At 65.9% G+C, this 21,811-nt stretch carries 21 protein-coding genes and 1 riboswitch; of the genes, 14 read left to right on the top strand and 7 right to left on the bottom strand.

The genetic code is table 11. The annotated features are described in order from the left end of the window. Nucleotides 1-104 precede the first annotated feature (104 nt). The gene (locus E3T29_RS07445) at nucleotides 105-1,142 is read right to left on the bottom strand and encodes an extracellular solute-binding protein (protein ID WP_134344875.1); all 1,038 of its coding nucleotides are present in this window, start codon (nucleotides 1,140-1,142) and stop codon (nucleotides 105-107) included. Between the two features lie 287 nt (nucleotides 1,143-1,429). Here E3T29_RS07445 and E3T29_RS07440 point away from each other — a divergent pair, with 287 nt between their 5' ends. From E3T29_RS07440 to nucS, 7 genes are all read left to right on the top strand, one after another. Continuing rightward, nucleotides 1,430-2,644 (top strand): MFS transporter, encoded by a 1,215-nt coding sequence (locus E3T29_RS07440; RefSeq protein WP_134344874.1) that lies wholly within the window; start codon nucleotides 1,430-1,432, stop codon nucleotides 2,642-2,644. A 145-nt stretch (nucleotides 2,645-2,789) separates the two neighbouring features. Next, the gene (locus E3T29_RS07435) at nucleotides 2,790-4,097 is read left to right on the top strand and encodes a GAF domain-containing protein (RefSeq protein WP_134344873.1); all 1,308 of its coding nucleotides are present in this window, start codon (nucleotides 2,790-2,792) and stop codon (nucleotides 4,095-4,097) included. 110 nt (nucleotides 4,098-4,207) lie between these two features. Beyond that, complete coding sequence (locus E3T29_RS07430; RefSeq protein ID WP_134344872.1) at nucleotides 4,208-5,068, top strand: class II fructose-bisphosphate aldolase; 861 nt, start codon at nucleotides 4,208-4,210, stop codon at nucleotides 5,066-5,068. Between the two features lie 3 nt (nucleotides 5,069-5,071). Beyond that, complete coding sequence (locus E3T29_RS07425) at nucleotides 5,072-5,863, top strand: HAD-IA family hydrolase (RefSeq protein WP_134344871.1); 792 nt, start codon at nucleotides 5,072-5,074, stop codon at nucleotides 5,861-5,863. Further along, complete coding sequence (dhaL, locus tag E3T29_RS07420; protein WP_092448101.1) at nucleotides 5,860-6,492, top strand: dihydroxyacetone kinase subunit DhaL; 633 nt, start codon at nucleotides 5,860-5,862, stop codon at nucleotides 6,490-6,492. Before E3T29_RS07425 ends, dhaL begins: the two co-directional genes overlap by 4 nt. Before the next feature lie 43 nt (nucleotides 6,493-6,535). Continuing rightward, nucleotides 6,536-7,531 (top strand): dihydroxyacetone kinase subunit DhaK, encoded by a 996-nt coding sequence (dhaK, locus tag E3T29_RS07415; protein WP_134344870.1) that lies wholly within the window; start codon nucleotides 6,536-6,538, stop codon nucleotides 7,529-7,531. A gap of 76 nt (nucleotides 7,532-7,607) precedes the next feature. After that, nucleotides 7,608-8,303 (top strand): endonuclease NucS, encoded by a 696-nt coding sequence (nucS, locus tag E3T29_RS07410; protein ID WP_134344869.1) that lies wholly within the window; start codon nucleotides 7,608-7,610, stop codon nucleotides 8,301-8,303. Here nucS and E3T29_RS07405 read toward each other — a convergent pair. Beyond that, entirely contained in the window at nucleotides 8,300-8,761 is a 462-nt protein-coding gene (locus E3T29_RS07405; protein WP_134344868.1) for an aldo/keto reductase, read from the bottom strand. The two genes, nucS and E3T29_RS07405, sit on opposite strands and share 4 nt — an antisense overlap. 39 nt (nucleotides 8,762-8,800) lie before the next feature. Here E3T29_RS07405 and E3T29_RS07400 point away from each other — a divergent pair, with 39 nt between their 5' ends. After that, nucleotides 8,801-9,469, top strand: coding sequence for an HAD hydrolase-like protein (locus E3T29_RS07400; protein WP_134344867.1), 669 nt, complete (start codon nucleotides 8,801-8,803; stop codon nucleotides 9,467-9,469). Nucleotides 9,470-9,480: 11 nt separating this feature from the next. Here E3T29_RS07400 and E3T29_RS07395 read toward each other — a convergent pair whose 3' ends face one another. From E3T29_RS07395 to hxlB, 3 genes are all read right to left on the bottom strand, one after another. Beyond that, on the bottom strand, nucleotides 9,481-10,911 hold the full coding sequence (locus E3T29_RS07395) for an FAD-binding oxidoreductase (protein WP_134344866.1): 1,431 nt from the start codon (nucleotides 10,909-10,911) through the stop codon (nucleotides 9,481-9,483). A gap of 175 nt (nucleotides 10,912-11,086) precedes the next feature. Further along, nucleotides 11,087-11,710, bottom strand: a complete 624-nt coding sequence (gene hxlA / locus E3T29_RS07390) for a 3-hexulose-6-phosphate synthase (RefSeq protein WP_092338521.1) — start codon at nucleotides 11,708-11,710, stop codon at nucleotides 11,087-11,089. A gap of 70 nt (nucleotides 11,711-11,780) precedes the next feature. Then, a complete protein-coding gene (hxlB, locus tag E3T29_RS07385; protein WP_134344865.1) occupies nucleotides 11,781-12,368 on the bottom strand; it encodes a 6-phospho-3-hexuloisomerase in 588 nt (195 codons plus the stop codon). 113 nt (nucleotides 12,369-12,481) lie between these two features. Here hxlB and E3T29_RS07380 point away from each other — a divergent pair, with 113 nt between their 5' ends. The 6 genes from E3T29_RS07380 to E3T29_RS07355 all read left to right on the top strand — a co-directional run bounded on the left by E3T29_RS07380 (nucleotide 12,482) and on the right by E3T29_RS07355 (nucleotide 19,104). After that, entirely contained in the window at nucleotides 12,482-13,309 is an 828-nt protein-coding gene (locus tag E3T29_RS07380) for a LuxR C-terminal-related transcriptional regulator (protein ID WP_134344864.1), read from the top strand. A gap of 79 nt (nucleotides 13,310-13,388) precedes the next feature. Beyond that, nucleotides 13,389-13,497: riboswitch (TPP riboswitch) on the top strand. Beyond that, nucleotides 13,491-15,161: a phosphomethylpyrimidine synthase ThiC gene (gene thiC / locus E3T29_RS07375; protein WP_134344863.1), complete on the top strand. Its 1,671-nt coding sequence runs from the start codon at nucleotides 13,491-13,493 to the stop codon at nucleotides 15,159-15,161. Its footprint overlaps the riboswitch before it by 7 nt. A gap of 359 nt (nucleotides 15,162-15,520) precedes the next feature. Beyond that, the gene (locus tag E3T29_RS19605; protein WP_166790011.1) at nucleotides 15,521-15,709 is read left to right on the top strand and encodes a hypothetical protein; all 189 of its coding nucleotides are present in this window, start codon (nucleotides 15,521-15,523) and stop codon (nucleotides 15,707-15,709) included. 157 nt (nucleotides 15,710-15,866) lie between these two features. After that, a complete protein-coding gene (locus tag E3T29_RS07365) occupies nucleotides 15,867-16,859 on the top strand; it encodes a BTAD domain-containing putative transcriptional regulator (protein ID WP_241987691.1) in 993 nt (330 codons plus the stop codon). 153 nt (nucleotides 16,860-17,012) lie between these two features. Further along, entirely contained in the window at nucleotides 17,013-17,756 is a 744-nt protein-coding gene (locus E3T29_RS07360) for a response regulator transcription factor (RefSeq protein WP_134344861.1), read from the top strand. Continuing rightward, nucleotides 17,749-19,104, top strand: a complete 1,356-nt coding sequence (locus E3T29_RS07355) for a sensor histidine kinase (protein ID WP_134344860.1) — start codon at nucleotides 17,749-17,751, stop codon at nucleotides 19,102-19,104. The genes E3T29_RS07360 and E3T29_RS07355 overlap by 8 nt, the downstream gene beginning before the upstream one ends. On the opposite strand, the gene E3T29_RS07350 is transcribed toward E3T29_RS07355, so the two are convergent. Then, entirely contained in the window at nucleotides 19,061-19,879 is an 819-nt protein-coding gene (locus E3T29_RS07350; RefSeq protein WP_134344859.1) for a hypothetical protein, read from the bottom strand. The two genes, E3T29_RS07355 and E3T29_RS07350, sit on opposite strands and share 44 nt — an antisense overlap. A 146-nt stretch (nucleotides 19,880-20,025) precedes the next feature. Beyond that, a complete protein-coding gene (locus tag E3T29_RS07345; RefSeq protein ID WP_134344858.1) occupies nucleotides 20,026-21,714 on the bottom strand; it encodes a multicopper oxidase family protein in 1,689 nt (562 codons plus the stop codon). Between the last annotated feature and the right edge of the window lie 97 nt (nucleotides 21,715-21,811).

Here is a 21,811-nt window from a genome sequence, read left to right as displayed (position 1 = left end):
GGCTGGGGGCATCCGCTGCTGTGATGAGCAGTTGAGAGAAGGCGCTGGAGGGTAGGGCGCGGCTGCCGACCTGAGCCCGCACCCGCGCCTTCACTACTTCAATGCTAGATCAGGCCGTGCTTGCCGAGCAGTGCCTGGGTGTCTTCGAGGGTGTCGAGGTCGGCCAGATCGAGGTTGGGGTTGACCAGCGAGTCGAGCGCCGGCAGTCCGGCCGGGGCGTCGATGCCGGTGATCAGGGGGTACTCGTAGGTCTCGTCGACGAAGTACTGCTGCGCTTTTGCGCCAACGAGGTAGTCGATGAACTCGAGGGCGTCGGCATCGTCTGCTGCGCCGGCAAGCAGGCCGGCGCCGGTGACGTTGACGATGGATCCGGCGTCGCCGGCTTCGGGGTACGACAGCTGGGCGCGCATGTTGGCCTCGCCGGTTTCGGCGGCCTGGGCGAACCAGTAGTAGTGGTTAATGAGTCCGGCCTCGATGACCCCGTCGTTGACGGCAGCGAGGATAGCGCGGTTGTTGTCGAAGATGACCGGGTTGTTGGCGGCAACGGCCTTGACCCACTCATCGGCGGCCTCTTCACCGTTCAGCACCCGGTAGGCGGTGACGAAGGCCTGGAAGCTCGCGTTGGTCGGCGCGATACCGAACTTTCCCGACCAGGCCGGGTCGGTGAACGCGTCAACGGATGTTGGCACGTCGGTTGCGGCGAGCGCTTCACTGTCGTAGGTGATCACGCGGGCACGGCCGGTGACGCCGACCCAGGTGTCGTCGGTCGAGGTGAAGCCGGTCGGAACGGCATCGGTCGTTGTTGCGGGCAGCGTCGCGAAGAGGTCGGCATTGGCGAGGGCGCCGAGCGCTCCGGCGTCCTGGGCGAGAAAGACCTGGGCGGGGGTGGCGTCGCCCTCTTCGAGCAGGAGTGCGCCGAGCTCGGCGGTGTTGCCGTAACGCACCTCGACGCTGATGCCGCTCTGCTCCTCGAACTGGTCGATGAGCGGCTGGATGAGCGCTTCGTCCCGACCGGAGTAGAGCGTGAAGGCGCCGTCGCTCGTGGCCCCTTCTGCCGTTGGCTCGGCGGCTTGGGTGCACCCGGCGAGGGCAAGAACGGTGGCGCCGGCAACGAGGGCGGCGAGGGAGAGCGGGATGCGCATGTGACTCCAAGGACGGGGTTTTTATTGGCTAAGGTAAGGCTACGCTAACCTGCTGAGCGACGCCAATCGGCGGTGTCTTCGGGCGTCAGGCGCCGGTGTCAGGCAGGTCCCGAGCGAGAACCACCGCAATTGCAGTCGATCTGCCGCATCACGCGGGCCCACCCCACGCCGCGAGGCCACCCTGAGCATTCAGTGCCATCTCCGCCCTCTGTGGGAACTTCTCGTTGTAGCGTTAAGGTTCCACCCACCCGCTGTCGAGGCCTCCCGCCCGCCACTTGAGGAGCCCGATGACCAACTCCCCCGTGATTACCACCGCCACACGCTCGGGCCTGATCGGCTGGCGCAACGCCGTGTTCGCAGCGTTCTTCATCTCCGGACTGGGCCTGGCCAGCTGGATGTCGCGGGTACCCGCCGTGCGCGACGGACTCGGGCTCGATACCGCCCAGGTCGGCCTGCTCATCTTCGGACTCTCCGCCGGCTCGGTCATCGGCCTGCTGATAGCCGCGGGCCAGCTCGCCCGCCTCGGTGCACGCCGCGCCATGCTGGTCAGCGTCTCGATGTCGGCCACCGGGCTCTTGCTCATGGGCGCGGGCGTCAGCCTCGTGCCCTCGGCCCCGTTCGTGTTCGCAGCCCTCGCCGTCTTCGGCGTGGGCATGGGATCCCTCGACGTCATGATGAACGTCGAGGGCGCGGCCGCCGAGCGGGCCATCGGCCGCACACTCATGCCCCTCATGCACGCCTGCTTCAGTCTCGGCACGGTGGTCGGCGCGCTCGGCGGCGCCGCAGCATCCGCTCTACACATCTCAGTGTTCTGGCACCTGTTGGTCATGGCCGTGCTGATTTTGGGCACGATCGTCGTGGCCGTGCGTTTTCTTCCGTCGGTCGTCGATAACACCGAAGAGGATGCCCCCACGCAAACCTGGCGCGAACGCCTGCATGACAGTTTCGCCGTCTGGCGCGACCGCAAGCTGCTTCTGATCGGCCTCATCGTGCTCGGCATGACCTTTGCCGAGGGCTCGGCCAACGACTGGCTCGCTCTCGCCTCGGTCGACGGTCACGGCCTCAGCAACACCGACGGCGCGATCGTCTTCGGCGTCTTCGTAGCCGCCATGACCGTGGGCCGCGTCATCGGCGGACCGCTGCTCGACCGGTTCGGCCGGGTTCAGGTGCTGCGCGCCTGCGCCGTCGTGGGCATTGCGGGGCTCGTGTTGTTCATCCTCGCACCGACCACCCCGCTCGTTATTGTCGGAACGCTGCTCTGGGGTATCGGCGCCTCGCTCGGCTTTCCGGTAGGCATGTCGGCGGCTGCCGACGACAGCAAGAACGCGGCCGCTCGAGTGAGCGCCGTGGCCATCATCGGCTATTTCGCCTTTTTGGTCGGGCCGCCCGTACTGGGGCTGCTTGGTGAGACCTGGGGCATTCTCAACGCCCTCTACCTGGTTTTGGTGCTCATGGTGTTGGCCGGGCTGGCGGCCCCGGCGGCACGGCCCCACGCCGCATGAGTCACGGCACAGAAGGCTACGTCGGCTGGTGTGGTTCCTCGCCACATCGAAGCACCCGCCGCTAGCGCCAAGGGGGGACAGACCCGTAGGGTGAAGTGCTGTCTACGGAACCAGGCAGGCTTGCACACTCAGAGACGAGAATACGATGGGCCCGACCCCGACTCACCTGCCGACCCCTCGTAATGCCCCTCGATCGCAGACCGATGAGCCCGGCGATGAAGTAGCCCTGTTCCTGGCTACGGGGCCGGCCGGTGATACGGGGCTCGGACCTCTGCTGGAACGGATCCTGCTGCGCGCCGCCCAGTTGCTGGGATGCGCCATGGGATCGATCTGCACTATCGATGAGACCGCTCAGGTCTACCGCAAAGAGGTCGACCTCGGCGACGAATGCCGGGCTGGCCAAGTCTTCTCACTGGATGAAGGCGTCACCGGAGCAGTCGTGCGAGCCGGTGGATCCGTTGTGTTCAGTGAGTACTCCAAAGTGCCGGGCGGTCATCTCGGCCGGGACGACGCCCGCTACCAGCGCCCGGTCATCGGCGTGCCGATCAGGCTTCCTTCCGGGGTCATCGGCGCCTGCGTGGTCTTTGCCAATAGCTCCGAGCGCCTCTTCACCAGCCAGGACGCCCGGATACTCGAACGTTTCGCCGCTCAGGCGGCCGCCGCCATCGCCGACTTCCGTCTGCACACCGTGGCCATCGAGGTCAACATCAATCTGGCCGAGTTTCACACGTCCGAGCGCGCAGCGCTGGCCCACGGATTCGGGCTGCCGGGCGGCGACGATCCGTGCAGACCGACGCACGTATCGATCGGGCGCCTGACCGAGACACACCCCCATCGGGTGCTCGTCATGCACGAACGACCGGTGATCCGCGCCGGCTTGGTGCACCTGCTCACGCAGGAGGGGACGGGCATCCAGGTGATCGCCGAGTGCGGCGACGCCGCCGGCGCCCTCGCTGCGGCACGGTATCTGCAGCCCGACGTCGTGGTCACTGACATCGATCTGGTCGACCTGCCAGGCGTCGACCTGCCAGGCGCCGACCTGATCGAGGCGCTGGCTCGCACCAGTCCGGGCACGGCCGTCGTACTCCTGGTCGGAGACCCACACGACGAACGAATCCGGCGCGCGGCCCACTCTGGCGCCCGCGGGTTCCTGAACCGATCCGCCGAGGGGCATTCGCTCGTGCGAGCGGTCGACTCGGCCGTTGCCGGCGATGCTGTTCTGTCGCGCTCCCTACTGGAAATGTGGCGCGAACCGGCCGATCCCGCCCTCCTCACGTCCCGCGAGCGGGAGGTGCGCCGGCTGGTGGAGGGCGGACTCCGGGACAAGCAGATCGGTACGGAGCTTGGCATCTCGGTAAAAACCGTCGAAAAACACGTCGGCACGATCCTCAGGAAGACGGGAGCAGCCAACCGCACAATGCTGGCCGGGCTGGCCCATCCGCATCATTCCTGAACGGATGCCGACGACGACCAGGGATTTCCCCCAAAGCGAATGGGGGGACTCCCCGATAGCGCGCGATGCGCGTGCCGGTTTAACGTGAGACGAAGCCAAAGGAGGCCGTCGTGCCAGTTGTTTCCCTGAAGGAAATCGTCGACCGGGCGTTCGATGCCCGCTACGGCGTGCCTGCTGTCAACGTGTTCAACGACCTCACCATGCAGGGGGTGCTGGCTGCCGCAGTCGAAGTTCGCTCGCCGATCATCGTGCAGACGTCGGTCAAGACCGTGCGCTCGATCGGCGCGAAGGTGCTGTTCGCTATGTGGCAATCCATGACCGCCGACATCGACGTGCCCGTCGCCCTGCACCTCGACCACTGCCCCGACCGTGACGTGATCAGCGAGTGCCTGGCCATCGGCTGGAACTCGGTGCTCTTCGACGCGTCCCAGCTGCCCGTGGCCGAGAACCAGCGCCAAACCATTGAGGTGGTCAAGGAGGCCCGAGGCTACGGAGCCCATGTCGAGGGTGAGATTGAATCCATCACCGGCGTCGAAGACGGTGTCGGCTCCGATCAGACCGCGGCGCGGCAGACCCTTGACATATCCCTCGCGTTCATTGAAGCGACCGGCGTCGATGTCTTCGCTCCGTCCATCGGCAACGCCCACGGCGTCTACAAATCGAAACCCGTTTTGGACTTCGACCGGGTCAGCGATCTGGTGGCGGCGCATCCAATACCCATCGCCCTACACGGCGGCACCGGAATGACGGACGCCCAATTCCACGACCTGATCCAGCGTGGCTGTTCCAAGGTGAACATCTCTACCGCCCTCAAGGTGACCTATCTGCAATCCACCCTGGCCAACCTGCGGTTCGCCGAAGAGGCCGACAAATGGGACCCGCCGACGCTTTTTCGCGCTGTGAGTGGCGATGTCGTCGACCTCACAACGGGCCTGGCCCGCACGTTCGGCTCGGCCGGCCAGGCCTGGTAAGCGATGCCGGCACTGATCTTCGACTGCGACGGCGTACTCGCCGACACCGAACGCCACGGACACCTGCCCGCCTTCAACGCCAGCTTCGCGGAGTTCGGACTGCCCGTGCACTGGAGCGAGGAGGATTACGCCGAGAAGTTGCTGATCGGCGGTGGCAAGGAACGCCTTACGAGCCTGCTCACGCCGGACTTCGTTCAGGCGGCCAATCTTCCCGCCGATCCGGCCCGGCAACAAGAAACCGTCGCCACCTGGCATCGGCGCAAGACCCAGATTTACACCGACCTGATCGCTGTCGGAGCGCTGCCCGCCCGCCCAGGGATCGCCCGGATCGTCGCCGAGGCGGCTGCTGCCGGCTGGATGCTCGCGGTCGCCTCAACCTCGGCCGAACCCTCCGTGCGGGCAGTGCTGACCCACGCGGTGGGCGAGTCCCTGGCCGCGCAGTTCCAGGTATTCGCAGGAGACATCGTGGTCGCCAAGAAACCTGCGCCGGACATCTACGCCTATGCCTTGGAGCACCTCGGTGTGAGCACCGACGAGGCGATCGTCATCGAGGACAGTAACAACGGCCTGCGCGCCGCCCGCGCTGCCGGGTTGCGCACCCTCGTCACAGTGAGCAGTTACACCGTCGATGAGAACTTTGACGGTGCTGCCCTCGTCGTCACCTCGCTCGGCGACCCGGATGGCGAACTCGCAACCGTGCTGGGCTCTCCTGCCGGCGTGGTGCCGAACGGTTTCGTGACGCTGGGCGACCTTTCGATGCTGCTGCGCGCCCCCAACCAGGAGGAAGAATCATGACCAGTTCCCTGAACGCGACTGAATTCGTGGTGCGCTCCATCGCCGAGGAGGCCCTCGTCAACGAGAAATACTTCGGCGAACTTGACTCAGTTGTCGGTGACGGGGACTTCGGCTACTCCCTGGCCCGCGGTTTCGAGGTTGTGCTCTCCGGCTGGGACGGCGTTGACCGCACGGACCCCGGGGTGTTCCTGAGCAAGATCGCGATCGTCATCACCAGCACCATCGGGGGAACGTCGGGGCCGCTCTGGGGAACGGCATTCCTGCGCGCCGGCACCGCGCTCAAGGGCCGAAACGAGATCAGCCCGGCGGACACCATCACCGCGCTGCGCGCGGCCATCGAAGGGATCAAGTACCGCGGTAAGTCCGATGTCGGTGACAAAACCCTGCTCGATGCTTTCGTGCCCGCCGTCGACACGCTCGAGGCCGCATTTGCGGCCGGCGACGACGCCAAGACTGCTCTGGGCAAGATGGCGGTCTCCGCTCGGGAGGCCGCACAAGCCACGAGCCTGCTCCAGGCCCGGCGCGGGCGCGCGAGCTACACCGGCGAGCGCAGCGTGGGATCGCCCGACGCCGGCGCGATCGCCATTGCGGTGCTGGTCGAGCGCCTCGCCCGAACCTGGGCCAACTAGCCCACCGATAACCATCCGATCCCGACAACGACGTGGAGACATCATGAAGAAGTTCATCAACGACCCCCAGCAGTTCGTTCCCGAGATGCTCGAGGGCATCGCGCTCGCGAACCCCGACACCCTGCGCTACGTTCCCGAATATCACCTCATCCATCGAGCGGATGCCCCCAACCACGACAAGGTCACCATCATTCAGGGCTCCGGCTCCGGCCATGAGCCAGCCCACGTGATGACGGTCGGTAAGGGGATGCTGGACGGCGCGTGCCCTGGAGACGTCTTTGCCGCCCCGCCGATCGACTTCATTATCGAGTCCACCAAGCTCCTCGCCTCCGACAAGGGGGTGCTGCTCCTGGTCAACAACTACACCGGAGACCGGATGGCGTTCGAGATGGCCGAGGAGGTATCCAGCGCCGACGGCATCCAGGTGCGCACGCTGTTCATCGACGATGACGTGTCGGTGCAGGACTCCACCTACACCGTCGGCCGCCGCGGAGTGGCCGGCAACTTCTTCGTGATGAAGGCCGTTGGAGCCGCGGCGGAGTCCGGTGCCGACCTCGACGAGCTGGTGCGCATCGGCGAAAAGGTCAACTCCGTCACCCGCACCATGGGTGTCGCGCTGACGGCCTGCACTCCTCCCGCCCGGGGGGAACCCCTGTTTGCCCTCGGCGACGACGAGATCGAGATCGGCGTCGGCATCCACGGCGAACCGGGGCGACGCCGGGCCAAATGGATGCCCGCCGACGAGATCGTGGACGAACTGCTCAGCGCGATCGTTCCCGACCTGCCATTCGTCAGCGGGGACCGGGTCGCCGTGATGGTGAACGGCCTCGGCGGCACGCCGATCAGTGAGCTGTACATTCTCTACGGGATCATCCACAAGCGGCTCACCGCGCTGGGCATGACCGTGGGACGTAACTATGTCGGCGAGTACTGCACCTCGCTCGACATGGCCGGTGCCTCGATCACGCTGGTGCGACTCGACGACGAGATAGCGGCACTACTCGCCGCCCCGGCCGAGATCGCAATGCGAGTTTTCTGAGCCGCCCGACCCGTGAGCGCGGTCGCCGAGGCCCGTGCCGATGAGAGGCCGAAGGCGACCAGGATAAACTCGTTCAGTGCGCCTTGTAATTGCGAAATGCTCCGTTGACTATGCCGGGCGTCTCAGCGCGCACCTGCCGCTGGCCACCCGCCTGCTGATGATCAAGTCCGATGGCAGCGTGCTCGTGCACTCCGACGGTGGCTCCTACAAACCGCTGAACTGGATGAGCCCACCCTGCTCGATCGCCATCTCCGAGCCCGACGGCGATCAAGCGGATGCCGGCATCACCGCCCTCTGGACGGTCACCCACGCCAAGACCGCCGACCAACTCGTGGTCAGCGTCTACGACGTGCAGCACGACTCGGCCCACGAACTCGGCATCGACCCCGGCCTGATCAAGGACGGCGCGGAGTCGCACCTGCAGAAGCTGTTGGCCGAGCACATTCATCTGCTCGGCGAGGGTTTCACCTTCGTGCGCCGCGAGTACATGACCGCCATCGGGCCGGTCGATATCCTCGCGCAGGATGCCGCCGGCCGATCTGTCGCGGTAGAACTCAAGCGAAATGGTGATATCGACGGGGTGGAACAGCTCACGCGCTACCTCGAACTCATGAATCGCGACCCGCATTTGGCGCCGGTCAGTGGGGTTTTTGCCGCGCAGACGATCAAACCGCAGGCCCGCAAGTTGGCGGAGGATCGCGGCATCCGCTGTCTGCTGCTCGACTATGACGCCATGCGCGGCCTCGACGATACGGCCTCGAAACTCTTTTAGGGCAGCGGGCGCCCGCGGGCCGCAAGGTACAGCGCGAACCACTCGTCGCGGGTCATTGCCGCTGCCTGCGCGGTTGCATCCCCGCAGGCCCGAATGCGCGCCGGATCGCTCGATCCGAGGACGGGGTCGATGTGCGCGGGGTGCCGCATCAGCCAGCCGAGAACGATGGCCTCGCGGGTCGTGTTCTTCACCTCGGCCAGCGTCTGCACCAAAGCGGATGCCGCCTCCTCGGCCGCCGTGCCCGTCGCCCCGGAATACCGGCCCTGGGCGAGTGCGCCCCAGGCCTGCAGCCGCACGCCATTGCTCGCGCAGTACTCGAGCGTGCCGTGCGGGAAGGTGTTGTCGGCGCCGTCCGGGTGGTTGACCAGCACCGTGCTGTCGACCCAGTCACGCTTGAGCAGATCGACAGCGCAGCCTCGACCGCGCTTAACCGTGGAAAGGCTGAGCAGAATGGGCAAATGGGGTACATTGCCTCCAGAACACCTAGGCTATGCCGAATGAACGCAACATTGACGCGCACCTGGAGCGCCATCCTCTTCGACCTCGACGGAACCATCACTGACTCCGCCCCGGCGATCACCAGCTCGCTGGCTCGCACTTTCACGCTGCTCGGGCGTCCGGTTCCGTCCGCTGCCGAACTGCTCGCCTACGTCGGCCCGCCCATGTTCGACGCCTTCCAGGAATATGCGGGAATGACCGCAGACGAAGCCGTGGAGGCCATCGCGGTCTATCGGGCTGAGTATCACGGCGCTGCTGCCCTCGACACGGCTGTCTTTCCCGGCATCGCCGGTCTACTCGAGCGCATTCACGCGACGGGTATCCCGCTCGCCCTCGCCACCAGCAAGCCCGAGCTGAGTGCCATCGCCATTCTCACGCACTTCGACCTGGCGAAGTATTTCACGGCCACGGTCGGTGCCTCCGCCGATGACACCCGCAGCAGGAAAGCCGACATCGTCGCCGAGGCTCTCGCCCGGCTGGCCGCGACCGGCGTCGACACCAGCGGCGCCGTCATGGTCGGCGACCGCAGCTACGACGCCATCGGTGCCCAGGCCAACGGCATTCCGGCCATTCTGGTGGAGTGGGGCTACGGCTCTCCGGCTGAGGCCGAGGCTGCTACGGCGGTCGTGCACTCGACCGACCAGCTCGGCCGGTTGCTGCTCGGCTGACGCCCTAGCGGCTAGGAGTCAAAGCCGAGGCCCAGCGCGTCGAGGGTTTTCAGCAAGGCATTGCGCTTGCCGCGGTTGTGGTCGGCCCGGTTGAGCGCCCAGCGCGTGGCCTGAATCCCAGCGGATGCGATCGGCTCCGGCGGAAACGGCAGCGGACGACCGCGCACCATGGCCAGTTCAGTGCGCTCGGTGGCGCGGCCAGCCAGCTGGTCGAGCATGACCTGAGCGGCGAAGTGCGTGGCGCCGACCCCGAGGCCGGTGAATCCGGCCGCGTAGCTGATGCGCCCGCCGCGCGCCTGGCCGAAGAACGCGCAGAACTGCGTGGAGGTGTCGATGGCACCGGCCCACTTATGGCTGAAACGCACCCCGGCCAGCTGCGGAAACGTCGTGAAGAAGTGGCTCGCGAGCTTGGCGAAGGTCTCGGGGCGGTTCTCATACCCGCTGCGTACTTTACGCCCATAGTGATAGACGGCGTCGTAGCCCCCGAACAGAATGCGGTTGTCGGCGCTCAGCCGGTAGTAGTGAAACTGGTTAGCCAGGTCACTGAACCCCTGCCGGTGCTGCCAGCCGATCGCGGCGAGTTGGTCGGCATTGAGTGGTTCGGTCATGAGCACGTAGTCGTAGACCGGCACGGTTGCGAGTTTGTTGCGCTTGAGTAGCGACGGAAAGACGTTTGTGGCCAGAGCCGTCTTCTGGGCAGTCACGGAGCCGCCCGCAGTCACAACCCGGGTGCCCTGCGCCGCGGTCAGTCCGGTCGTGTCGAGGTTTTGCACGAGCGAGTTCTCGAAGATTTCGACCCCGCTGGAGGTGGCCACGCGAGCCAGCTCGGCGGCGAGCTTGCCCGGATGCACGAGGGCATTGCTGCGCTTGTGCCAGACCCCGGCCAGGTAGGTCGGAGACGCGACCTCGGCCTGCACGGCCGCCTGGTCGAGAAACACGGTGTTCTCGTCGGCCGTCTCCTCGCGCAGCCACTCCACCTGGTGCTCCTCGATGGCGAGGTCGATGGCGCCGGTGCGCTCGAAATCACAGTCCAGGCCGAGTGCGGCCACGGCTTGCTCGATTTCGTCGAGGTTCTCATTACCGAGCTCGGTCAGCCGGTCGATCTCCTGCGGCCAGCGCGTGCGCCCGTTCTCTTCGCCGTGGGTGAGGCTCGCCTCGCAGAAACCGCCGTTGCGACCGGATGCCGCCCAGCCGACCGTGCGCGCCTCCAGCAGCACCACGCGCGCCGCCGGATTCTGTTGTTTGGCCAGCACCGCGCTCCACAAGCCGAGGTAGCCGCCGCCGACGATCGCCAGGTCGCAGTTGAGGTTGCCGGAGAGCCGAGGGTAGTTCGCACGCGGCGCGAGGTCGTCGAGCCAGAAGGAGCCCTGCCGGGTGCCGACGAGTGAGGCTGCGACAACGGATGCCGCGGGCCGGGCTCGGTCGAAAATTGTGCTGGTCATGCGGGGTGCGCGTCCTCTCGCGGCGACGATGCCGCCACCTGGTCTGGGCGCCACCAGCCTAGCGGCGCCCACCGAGATTCCGGCGCGTGGCGCGGGCATCCGCTTGATGCGACCGGGACGTTAACGCGAAAGTGCCGCCCCGCGCGAAGCGGGACGGCACCGAGAAGACGCGACTCTAGATGATCGCGGCGCGCAGGGCGGCAGCGGCGGCGGCCGGGTCATCGGCGCCGTAGATGGCGCCGCCTGCGACGGCAACGGATGCGCCGGCGCGCTGCACCGAGGCGATGGTCGCCAGGCTCACGCCACCGGCCAGCGAGAACGGAACCTTGGCGGTTTCGCCCTGGTTGAGCAGCTTCGCGAGCGAGAATCCGGGCTCGGCCTGCTCGTCGAGTCCGGCGTGCATTTCGACGAACTGGGCACCGAGCGCGGTGACCTCGCGGGCGCGGGTGACCTTGTCGGCAACGCCGATCAGGTCGACGACGATGCCCTTACCGTGCTTGGTCGCGGCGGCGACGGCTCCGATGATGGTGCTGTCTCCGGCCGTGCCGAGCACCGTCACGAGGTCGGCGCCGGCGGCGAAGGCGATGTCGGCTTCGAGCTCGCCGGCATCCATCGTCTTGAGGTCGGCGAAGACGATCTTGTCGGGGTGCGCGGCTTTGATCGCGGTGACGGCGCGCAGGCCCTCGGCCTTGATCAGCGGGGTGCCGAGCTCGATGATGTCGACGTGCGGGGCGACCTGCGCGGCGAGCGCGAGCGCGGCGTCGGTGGTCAGTACGTCCATTGCTACCTGAAGCTTCATGGGGTTCTACTTTCTGTTGGGGTAAGCGGTCTGTGGTTTTCAGGACGGGGCCTGGGCCCTATCCGGTTTGTTACTCGAGGTTGGCGTGACGCGGCCAGAGCTCGGCGGCCGTCGCACCGCTTCGCTGCCAGAGCGTGTGGAATAGGGCGTCGCCCACCAGCAGCACGGACTGTTCGAACAGCCCGCCCGAGTACTGCGCCGACACCTGCCCGGCGTGGTCCTGCTTGGCGGCCGCGGGGATGACCACGGTCACCGCGGCGAGGTGCCCGAGGGGCGACTCCGGCGCCGTGGTCAGCGCGAGAACGTTCGCACCCACACCGTGAGCCGTCTCGGCGGCGCGCACGATGGCGCCCGTCGTTCCGGATCCGCTGGCCACCAGCAGCAGGTCGCCCTGCGCAATCGCCGGGCTGGTGACCTCGCCGACCACGTGCACGTCAAGGCCCAGGTGCATGAGCCGCATCGCGGTCATCTTCAATGCCAGCCCGGAACGGCCGGCTCCCAGCACGAACACCCGCGGTGCCACAGCGAGCAGACTCGCCGCGTCATCCAGCACCACAGAAGCGGATGCCGCCCGCAGCGCGTCCACGACGCGGCCATTCTCGGCGAAAATGAGACCGAGGGCATCCGCTGTGGTGGGGGTGGTTGTAGTTTCGGTCATGGGTCAATACTTCACTCTTTCGAGTGGGCGTGCGGCCCGCCAAACGAATGGTTTTACTACCCAAACGAATGGCTCCGGGCAGGCTCCACGGACGGTTCGGATAGGCTATCCGTATGACCTTCCTCGCCGATTCACCCGTGCAGACCGCGCGCAGCATGGCCGCCGAACGCTCCAAGCTCATCGCCGACCTCACGGACGCGCACGCGACCACGCTGGAATCCCTGCTCGCCGTGCTGCGCTCGAGCAGCACGAGTGACACCGCTGCCCGCCAGAAGGCCACCGAACTCGCCGCCGCGGCGATGGTCGCCCTGCGCGCGGTGAGCGACCTCGACCGGAGCCTCACCGAAGAACCTGTTGCCCGCGCCTTCGAACGTCTCAAAAATGACCTGCGTCCGCTGGTGCGCTTCGGCGACCTCGACGTGCAGTTCATCGAGCCGCCGGTCAACGGCCGCGCGCTGCCCGGCGAAGTCGCCCACGAGGCCAGGGCCATCGTGCGCGGCGCCGTGCTCGCCCTGGTCGAGCAGACCGGGGTCGCGCGGGTGCGCGTTCAGTGGGACTGCGACGGCAGCAACCTGCTGATTCGCATTCGCGACGACGGACCGGGCGACCTCGACGCCGAGGTTCCGAGCGTTCGCCAGCTGGCCGCCCGCGTCGTGGCGCTCAGCGGAACGCTGGGTGTCGAGGCGACCGCCGGCTGGGGGTCGGAGATGGCGGTGTCGCTGCCGCTCGACGCGCCCACGGCATCCGTTTCGGCGGCGGCAGCCTGGGGCCTCAGCCCGCGCGAGCGCGGCGTGCTCGAGCTTGTGGCGTCGGGCGCGCGCAACAAGGCGATTGCCGAGGCGCTGACCATCAGCGAGAACACCGTGAAGTTTCACGTGGCCAACCTGCTGCGCAAGGTCGGCGCCTCGACCCGCGCCGAACTCGCCTCCCTCGCCCGCTGAACGGATGCCCGGCGCGCCGCCAGCACGCCGGCCGCCGCGAGCATGGACAGGACTCACGCTAGGGTGAAGGAGTCAGAAGACACACAACCCACGGGAGCGCGCACCAGCGAGCTGAGAGGACGGCCAGGGCCGTCGACCGTTGAACCTGTCCGGGTAATGCCGGCGTAGGAAGTTCGAGAACATGCGCACACTTGACGAAATCTCCATGTCTGAAACCGTCACCACCGGCCCGATCCAGGGCAGCAGCAAACGCTACGAACCGGTGCCGGCCTGGCCAGGGCTCGAAATTCCGGTTCGCCGGGTGAACCTCAGCAACGGCGAACACTTCGACCTGTACGACACGTCCGGCCCATACACCGATGACACGGCCACGATCGACCTCGAGAAGGGGCTGCCGAAGACCCGGGCCGGGTGGGAGCATCCGCTGCCCATCGACGGCGCTGCGACCCAGCTGGTCTGGGCCCGGGCCGGCATCGTCACCCCGGAGATGGCCTACATCGCCGCCCGCGAGGGCGTCTCTGTCGAGCTCGTGCGCGACGAGGTAGCCCGCGGCCGCGCGGTCATTCCGGCCAACCGCATGCACCCCGAGAGCGAGCCGATGATCATCGGCAAGGCCTTCACCGTGAAGATCAACGCGAACATCGGCAACTCCGCCGTGACCTCGTCGATCGCCGAAGAGGTCGAAAAAATGGTCTGGGCCGCCCGCTGGGGCGCCGACACCCTGATGGACCTCTCCACCGGCAAGGACATCCACCTCACCCGCGAGTGGATCATGCGCAACTCGCCCATTCCGGTGGGCACCGTTCCGCTCTACCAGGCCGTCGAAAAAGTCAACGGCGACCCGGCCCTGCTCACCTGGGAGATCTACCGCGACACCGTGATCGAGCAGTGCGAGCAGGGCGTGGACTACATGACCGTGCACGCCGGAGTGCTGCTGCGCTACGTGCCGCTCACCGCCAATCGGGTGACCGGAATCGTCTCCCGCGGCGGCTCGATCATGGCCGCCTGGTGCCTCGCCCACCATCAGGAGAGCTTTCTCTACACCCATTTCGTGGAGCTGTGCGAGATTCTGCGCCGCTACGACGTGACCTTCTCGCTCGGCGACGGGCTGCGTCCCGGCTCCATCGCCGACGCCAACGACGAGGCCCAGTTCGCCGAGCTGCGCACCCTCGGCGAGCTCACCAAGGTCGCCAAATCCTACGGCGTGCAGGTGATGATCGAAGGCCCCGGCCACGTGCCGATGCATAAGATCGTCGAAAATGTGCGCCTCGAGGAGGAACTTTGCGAGGAAGCCCCGTTCTACACGCTCGGCCCGCTCGCCACCGACATCGCCCCGGCCTACGACCACATCACGAGCGCGATCGGCGCGGCCATCATCGCCCAGGCCGGCACCGCCATGCTCTGTTACGTCACCCCCAAGGAACACCTCGGCCTGCCGGGCCGCGACGACGTGAAGACCGGAGTGATCACCTACAAGATCGCCGCCCACTCCGCCGACCTGGCCAAGCAGCATCCGCGCGCGCAGGAACGCGACGACGCCCTCAGCCGGGCCCGCTTCGAGTTTCGTTGGACCGACCAGTTCGCGCTCTCGCTCGACCCCGACACCGCGCAAAGCTTTCACGACGAGACGCTGCCCGCCGGCCCGGCCAAGGCCGCCCATTTCTGCAGCATGTGCGGTCCCAAATTCTGTTCCATGCGCATTTCAGCAGATGTTCGGGTGTACGCCGCAGAGAACGGCCTCACCAGCCTCGAGGCGATCGAGGCCGGGATGGCGGAGAAATCGGCTGAGTTCACCAGGATGGGTAGCTCGGTCTACCTGCCGTTGCGCGTACTCGGAGCCGACGAGCACTGATCGCGGAAGCTGATGGCGCGGCCAGCGGCACGCGCCGGCGCTGGCCGAATTGTGCGTGCGGGCCAGCGCGATCGGCCGGCACGCACAGTTTGACGGTGGACACCAATCCGTGAGTCCCGGGCCCGGCCTAGAATATGGGCCCAGTTTCCGGGACCGGGCCCGGTCAGGTCTGGCGCGCACCCGGGTACACTCCGTCTCATGGTTCTCGCCATTCTCGCCCCCGCCCCGCCGCCGCACCACTAACCCCCACTGCAACGTCCAACCCGTTCCCGGCCCGGGCCCGGAAACCATCAGTAGCTAAGCGGTGACCCAATCACCCCAGCAGGGTTTTCCCATGGTGCCGGCACCAAGATTCCGCCATGACTCCCACAAACGCGACGCTGCGTTTGGTTCGCCTCGACGACGGCGCGAAGCCCAGCACCGCGTTTGGCGACACGACCGCCGTCCCCGGCGGGCTCGCCCGCATCAGCGGGAGGCGGCGGCCGGAACATCCGTTCTGGCAACCCTGGTCTTTGAGATCCCGAATCAGGCCATCGCCCTGGTTCTGAACGGCCCGCAGGGCGCGCGGTTATCGCTCGGAACGGGGCACCACACCGCACCCTGAGAATATCCCCCGAGATTGGGGGTAAATGTCTACTCCACACGCGGCTACCCCGCCCATCGGCATGCGGGCACCATGGTTACATTCCAACAGTGGAGGTCAGCATGACAACTGGATTCGTCACCCGAGAACAGCCCACCGCGACACCAATGGCCCACTTGAGCGTGCACGTCTTTGGAAACCTCAGCGTTCGACGGGGGTCTGTCGTGCTGCACGCCCATGAGCTGGGCGGGCCCAAGCCCCGCCAGATCCTTGAAATTCTGCTCGTGCACCTCGGCTTGCCGGTCTCCAAAGACCGCCTCATCGAACTGCTCTGGGGCGCCAGCGCTCCGCTCGAAGCCCTGCCCACCCTCGAAAGCTATGTGAGCCTTCTCCGTCGCCACCTGCAGCCCGGCGCGGGAAAATTCGGCCCGCTGCAAACAACGACCGGCGGCTACGTGTTGGACCGTGAGCTCGTCGACGTCGACCTCGACCAGTTCGACATACTCCTGCAGCGTGCGCAGAAGACCATTCCCGGCCTCGCGTATCCCCTGTTGCTGCGCGCTCTGGACCTCGCCGCCGCACCGCTGCTCGGCGACGAACTTCTGCCGGCCTGGGCAATGGAAGCCCGCGATCTGCACGCCGCCCGCCTCACCAGCGCCCGCATTCTCGCTTCGGAAACAGCTGCAGCCCTGCACCGCATCGATGACGCCCTCGATTTCGCGAACCTCGCACTGGCCGACGAGCCGTTGAACGAACGAGCCTGGACGGCCCTCATTCTCGGATTGGAGACGAGCGGGCGTCACGCCGAAGGCCTGCAGGCCTACAACCGCTGTCGTCGCGCGATGCAGGACGAGTTGGGCTGCGCTCCCGGCCCGATTCTGCGCGCGGCCCAGCTCCGGTTGCTGCACGCGACCGCAGACGGGGACGGCGACCTGGCCGACGTGCTGTCCGCCCTGCTCATGCTGCACGACCAGCTTCGCCTGTCGCCGACGAACGAGCCTGGGCACACTGCCACCACTACTTCTTCTTCGCGACCAGAGCCGGTCGCGGATTCCCTCCGGGAGGCTACTGATGTTGTCACGTCATTTCTGCGACGCGCCGTCGCTCGCGCTTGAGCTGACTCTGTCGGCCTTTATACCATATGGGGGGCCAAAGAGACAGGACTCGACAAAAACTCATGTTGTCCTGATACTTATTGCGCCAACCGGAATAGCACGGTGTGCTCCGTCAGCATCGAGGCTCAGGAACGGGCAGAGAGGTTCCCGCAGATGAGCGCGCAGACGTCCCCGATGGAACCCGGCATGCAGGGGACCACGGCGACCGCGTCACTTCCCGGTTCGGCCACGGTCGGCACAACCCCGATGGGGCAAATTCGTATTCTCATCGTCGACGACCACACCACCTTCGCCGAGCTTCTCACTGGTTCGCTCAATCGCGAACCCGATTTGTGCAGCGTCGGCTCGGCCAACAGCGTGGCCACCGGCATCGCCGCCTGCCTGGAATTGGTCCCCGACGTCGTCGTCATGGACTATCACCTTCCCGACGGCAGCGGTCTCGTCGCGGCCACAGCCATCCTCGCCCGCGCTCCTCATACCCGAATTGTCATCCTCACCGGCGACCCGGCCCTCGAGGCTCTCGAGCAGGCCGCCGCGATCGGGGTCTGCGCGTTCCTACCCAAAGACGGCTCCCTCGCGACGGTGCTCGACACCCTGCGGCACGCGCGCATCGGCGGTTTCCTCGTGCATCCGTCCCTCGTTAGCCTGCTGAGTGCCCGGCGGCGGCAGCGCAGCGAAGAGATCCCCTTTCCCGAGCTGACCAAGCGTGAGCTCGCCGTGCTTCGACTGATGGGCGAGGGCTCCGACGTGCGGGCCAACGCGAGGGTTCTCGGAATTTCCGAGAACACCTGCCGCGGCTACGTCAAGGCGATCCTGGGCAAGCTTGGGGCACACTCGCAACTCGAAGCAGTGGTTATCGCGACCCGACTTGGTCTGGTGCCGGCGCAGCATGTCTAAGTGGACGCCTGCGCAGCCTCGTGCCAGTAGCATCGACCGCACCCGGTCGGCTGAGCGCTCTGAGGTGCGCAGCGCGGTCGGCCGTTTTCTGGCCGTGGGCATAGTGGCCATGGTCTTCGTGGCTATACCGGCTGCCCTCTGGGTACGTGAACTCTCTGTACGCAATGCCATGGACAATGCTATTCAGCACGCCCAACGCCTCGCCGACTACTCCGTCGGGCCGCTCCTCTCCGATGCGATTATTGCGGGTGACCCCGGCGCGACCCGGCGGCTGGATGACCGATTGGCCCCCCGCATCTCCGACGGATCGATCGTGCGCGTCAAGGTATGGGATCCCTCAGGCCGCATCGTGTATTCTGACGTCCCGAAGTTGATCGGCCAGGAATTCACTCTTCCATCGTGGGCGCCCGAGCTGCTCGCCAGCGGAAAGGGGCGGGCCACCCTGGGGATACAGACCGATCCCGGCGACGAGAACGAGAAAGAGGCCGGTGAGCTGGTCGAGGTCTATGTGCGCGCTTCATCGGCGAGGGGTGACCCTCTCATCTTCGAGGCCTACTTCAACGACGACGCGGTCCGCGACGAACAGAGCGCTCTCGTCGTCGGCCTCATCCCCGCCTTCCTGCTGTCCCTCGGTGCCCTGCAACTGGCCCAGTTGTTTCCGGCGGTGCAACTGGCCCGACGCATCCAAAACCATCAATCAACCAAGCGCCAGCTCCTGCAGCACGCCATCGAGGCATCCGACCTCGAGCGCCAGCGCATCGCGCGCGACCTGCACGACGATGTCATTCAGGACCTTGCAGGGCTGTCCTACGCCCTCGAGGCCGAGGAACGACATTCCGCCCTCGAGAACCGGGCGTTGTTCGGCCAGGCCAAAGCCATCCTGCAGAAAAACGTGCAAACCCTGCGCGCCATGACCACCGAGCTGTACCCGCCCGACCTCGAAGAACTCGGCCTGCCCGCCGCCTTGACCCGGCTGACCGCACCGCTGATCGAGCGGGGCATCGTCGTCAAACTCCATATTCCGGACGACTGCGACCTCGACCGCGACCGTGCCGCCATGTTCTACCGGGTGGCCCGCGAGGTGCTCGCCAACACCATGAAGCATGCCAGGGCCGGCGTCCTCGAACTCACCCTGATGCAGGATGACGACCGCACCATCCTGCTGATTCACGACAACGGCTGCGGGTTTAACCTGTCCGCGGACGCCCCCGACAATCATCTCGGGCTGCGCATCATGCGCGACACCATCCAGGTCGCCGGGGGCTCGCTCGAGGTGCGCTCCTGGATGGGCGGCGGCACCTCGGTCATGGCGACCCTTGATCGGATTGCTCCTGCTCGAATACGGTAACCAGGGTTCGACGCCGCCGCTGAAACCCGCTCCATAATACGATTGCCATGGTCGCAGACAGCAGCACTGAAAGGCCGATCCAGTACCCGATCCACGGGCTGGGTGTGACGGGCACCGGGGCCATCACGTCGGTAACGTGGTCCACCATAGTTTGGGCGATGGCAGCGGGAGCTGGAAACGGCTCGGTTGCCATGTCCACACCAACCCCGGTCAGCGACTCGGGCCGCACGGCTACCTGGGACGCGGCAGTACCGGCCCCGCGGGCGATTTCAATCCGCACAGACTCAATCAAGCGATCACTGAGCAGCGGTCCGACATAGTCGACCGCGAGCAGGCCGTCGCCGAGAGCCGTGCCGTAGCTGCCGATCGCGTCCGCAACTATGCCTTCCGTCGCGATCAAATCGGCCGCTTGGGCCGGTTCATCCGCCTCGACCTCAAACCGAAGATCGTGTACCAGCACGTCGACCACGAAATAGGTTGGATCCTCAGTAGCCGATTCTGTCGAAACGGATTCTTCCGGTCTGATCACGGCTGGCCCGACCAAGGCACGCGCTTGGGCAGCCTCCGTACCAGCGGGCAGCAGCATTGTCGGCGCGGGCACGGCCTGATCGAGGAGCCCCACCGGGAGCACCTCAGAAGCGATATCTGACAACGTCAGGCTGGCATCCGTCGCCCGCTGCTCGAGCTCGGCGCGCAGAACGGGGATGTCGGTATTTTCGTCAGCCCGCACCGCGAGCGCCACTCTTCGACGCACCATGAGGCCGTCAAAGGTCACGACCGGCCTGTCGTTGCCTAGGTCGGCACCGGGTTCAGGTGCAACGGTGGACTTAGGTAACGAATCCGGGGCCGCTACCCCGGCGGTGCAGCCGCTCAGAATGAGCACAAGCAACACCGCCGGAGCCAGTCGGTTCCCGGAGAACATCAGCTGCCCGCCGGCAGTTCCGGCCGGTAGACCGGCGGGAGTGAGCCCATCGGCGTGCTGTCAACCACGGGAACGTCCGAGGTGATCGGATCGTTCACCCGGTAATCGCCCACGGCAAACTGAATCATCATGTCATGGTCCTCGTGCGAGAGATTGTGACAGTGAATCATGTAACGGCCGCCGGCCTCCTTCCCGGTATCGAATTGCATCAGCACCGTGACGGATTCATTCTCACCGACATAGAAGACGTCCTTCGGCCCCTTCTCCCAGGCAAACGGTTTGCCTCCGTTGATATTGCGACCGATGATCTTGCCGTCCACCAGGTGGACGTGCACCGGGTGGAACCAGCCGCCCGAGGAGTTGGTGATGGTCCACTGCTCCACGTCGTAGGGCTGAGGATTACCGAACAGCTTGGTGAAGTTTGATGCCTCCACATCGGCCCAGGTCGTATCGTTGATTTTCCACAGGCCGTTACCGCGCGCCACCACCATTTTCCGCTTCACCTTGGCCATGTCGGGGGTGAGGCTCATAGTGGCCAGGCCGCCCAAAGCGGAATGGATCGCGCCGCCGTCGTCGAGGGAGGTGGGGATGGCAGAGATGGAACCGACGTTCGAACCGGAGTCGGCTACGACCTCGAATTTCATGATCTTGCCGGTGTTGACGAAGTCCACGTTGTTCTTGTTGCTGAGGTTGCGCAGCTCGACTGCTTGCCCCGGCTTGTACCGGCGAAAGTCGATCAGAATCTCGTAGCGTTCGGCCGTGCCCTGACGCCACGATCTCACCGCTTGAACGGTAGGCGTCATACCGCCGTCGGTGCCGACGATGTACATCGGCTCACCGGTCGAGAGGGTCGGCCGGTAAGAGCGTCCGACTGAGGCGATCAGCACTCGAAACCGGTAAATGCGGGGCTTGACCTTCATCGTGGGCCACGGCACACCGTTGACCATGATGATGTCACCCCACACTCCCTTGTGACCGTTGTCGTTGTAGCCGAGGGAGCCGTCGGCTTTGAACATGGCATCCGAGATCATGATCGGCACATCGAATTCACCCTGGGGCAGCTGCGCCCGTTCGAACGGGTCGTGCAGGGCATAGATGCCAGCCAACCCGGAGTACACGTTCTGCGCGGTCATGTGCATGTTGTGGTCGTGATACCACAGCGTGCGCGCCGACTGCCAGTTGGGGTAGTGATAGTTCTTGACTTTGCCGACGGCGGTGAAGTCGTTAGCGTAGCCGTCGTACTGCGGCAGCGACGCCGAGCCGTGCAGGTGGGTGACGGTGTTGAACGCACTCGGGTGTAGCAGACCGTTGGTTGACAGGGCGTTGCGAATGCGCACCTCGCTCCGGGTGCCCTGGGACAGCCGGATGGTCGGGCCGGGGAAGATCCCGTTATAGCCAGCGACCGTCGTGGCTAACCCGGGAACAAACTGGGCCTGACCGAGCTTCTGGGTGAGTGCGTAACGGGCAAAGGGACGCGACGGGTCTCCGTCATCGAATCCTGTCTCATACGGCAATAATACCGGGGGACGACGGAACACGCCGGCGTAGGGCACCGGCATGTTCGCAGGTGCCAGCAGGCTTTTCGTTATGAGCGGGGTAGTGGAAACCGGGTCGTCTCCTCCACTCATTCCGATGGCGCCGAGAGCACTGAATGCGCCCAGCTGTAATACTTCCCTACGTGATGTCATGACGTCTCCTGCTGATTTTCTGGACCACACTGCCTGGTTGGGGTGTCTTGGTGACCGGCTGACGACCCATACGAAGGTCGCCAGCCGGGTCATTCGG

The sequence above is a fragment of the Cryobacterium sp. TMT1-66-1 genome, from assembly GCF_004403435.1.
Classification (GTDB): domain Bacteria; phylum Actinomycetota; class Actinomycetes; order Actinomycetales; family Microbacteriaceae; genus Cryobacterium; species Cryobacterium flavum.
This window is presented reverse-complemented; position numbering and strand designations above follow the sequence as displayed.

Coding starts and splice junctions, on each gene's coding strand:
- E3T29_RS07445 (WP_134344875.1), bottom strand. CDS start 1,142: ATGCGCATCCCGCTCTCCCTCGCCGCCCTCGTTGCCGGCGCCACCGTT.
- E3T29_RS07440 (WP_134344874.1), top strand. CDS start 1,430: ATGACCAACTCCCCCGTGATTACCACCGCCACACGCTCGGGCCTGATC.
- E3T29_RS07435 (WP_134344873.1), top strand. CDS start 2,790: ATGGGCCCGACCCCGACTCACCTGCCGACCCCTCGTAATGCCCCTCGA.
- E3T29_RS07425 (WP_134344871.1), top strand. CDS start 5,072: ATGCCGGCACTGATCTTCGACTGCGACGGCGTACTCGCCGACACCGAA.
- dhaL (WP_092448101.1), top strand. CDS start 5,860: ATGACCAGTTCCCTGAACGCGACTGAATTCGTGGTGCGCTCCATCGCC.
- dhaK (WP_134344870.1), top strand. CDS start 6,536: ATGAAGAAGTTCATCAACGACCCCCAGCAGTTCGTTCCCGAGATGCTC.
- E3T29_RS07400 (WP_134344867.1), top strand. CDS start 8,801: ATGAACGCAACATTGACGCGCACCTGGAGCGCCATCCTCTTCGACCTC.
- E3T29_RS07395 (WP_134344866.1), bottom strand. CDS start 10,911: ATGACCAGCACAATTTTCGACCGAGCCCGGCCCGCGGCATCCGTTGTC.
- hxlA (WP_092338521.1), bottom strand. CDS start 11,710: ATGAAGCTTCAGGTAGCAATGGACGTACTGACCACCGACGCCGCGCTC.
- hxlB (WP_134344865.1), bottom strand. CDS start 12,368: ATGACCGAAACTACAACCACCCCCACCACAGCGGATGCCCTCGGTCTC.
- E3T29_RS07380 (WP_134344864.1), top strand. CDS start 12,482: ATGACCTTCCTCGCCGATTCACCCGTGCAGACCGCGCGCAGCATGGCC.
- thiC (WP_134344863.1), top strand. CDS start 13,491: ATGCGCACACTTGACGAAATCTCCATGTCTGAAACCGTCACCACCGGC.
- E3T29_RS19605 (WP_166790011.1), top strand. CDS start 15,521: ATGACTCCCACAAACGCGACGCTGCGTTTGGTTCGCCTCGACGACGGC.
- E3T29_RS07365 (WP_241987691.1), top strand. CDS start 15,867: ATGACAACTGGATTCGTCACCCGAGAACAGCCCACCGCGACACCAATG.
- E3T29_RS07360 (WP_134344861.1), top strand. CDS start 17,013: ATGAGCGCGCAGACGTCCCCGATGGAACCCGGCATGCAGGGGACCACG.
- E3T29_RS07355 (WP_134344860.1), top strand. CDS start 17,749: ATGTCTAAGTGGACGCCTGCGCAGCCTCGTGCCAGTAGCATCGACCGC.
- E3T29_RS07345 (WP_134344858.1), bottom strand. CDS start 21,714: ATGACATCACGTAGGGAAGTATTACAGCTGGGCGCATTCAGTGCTCTC.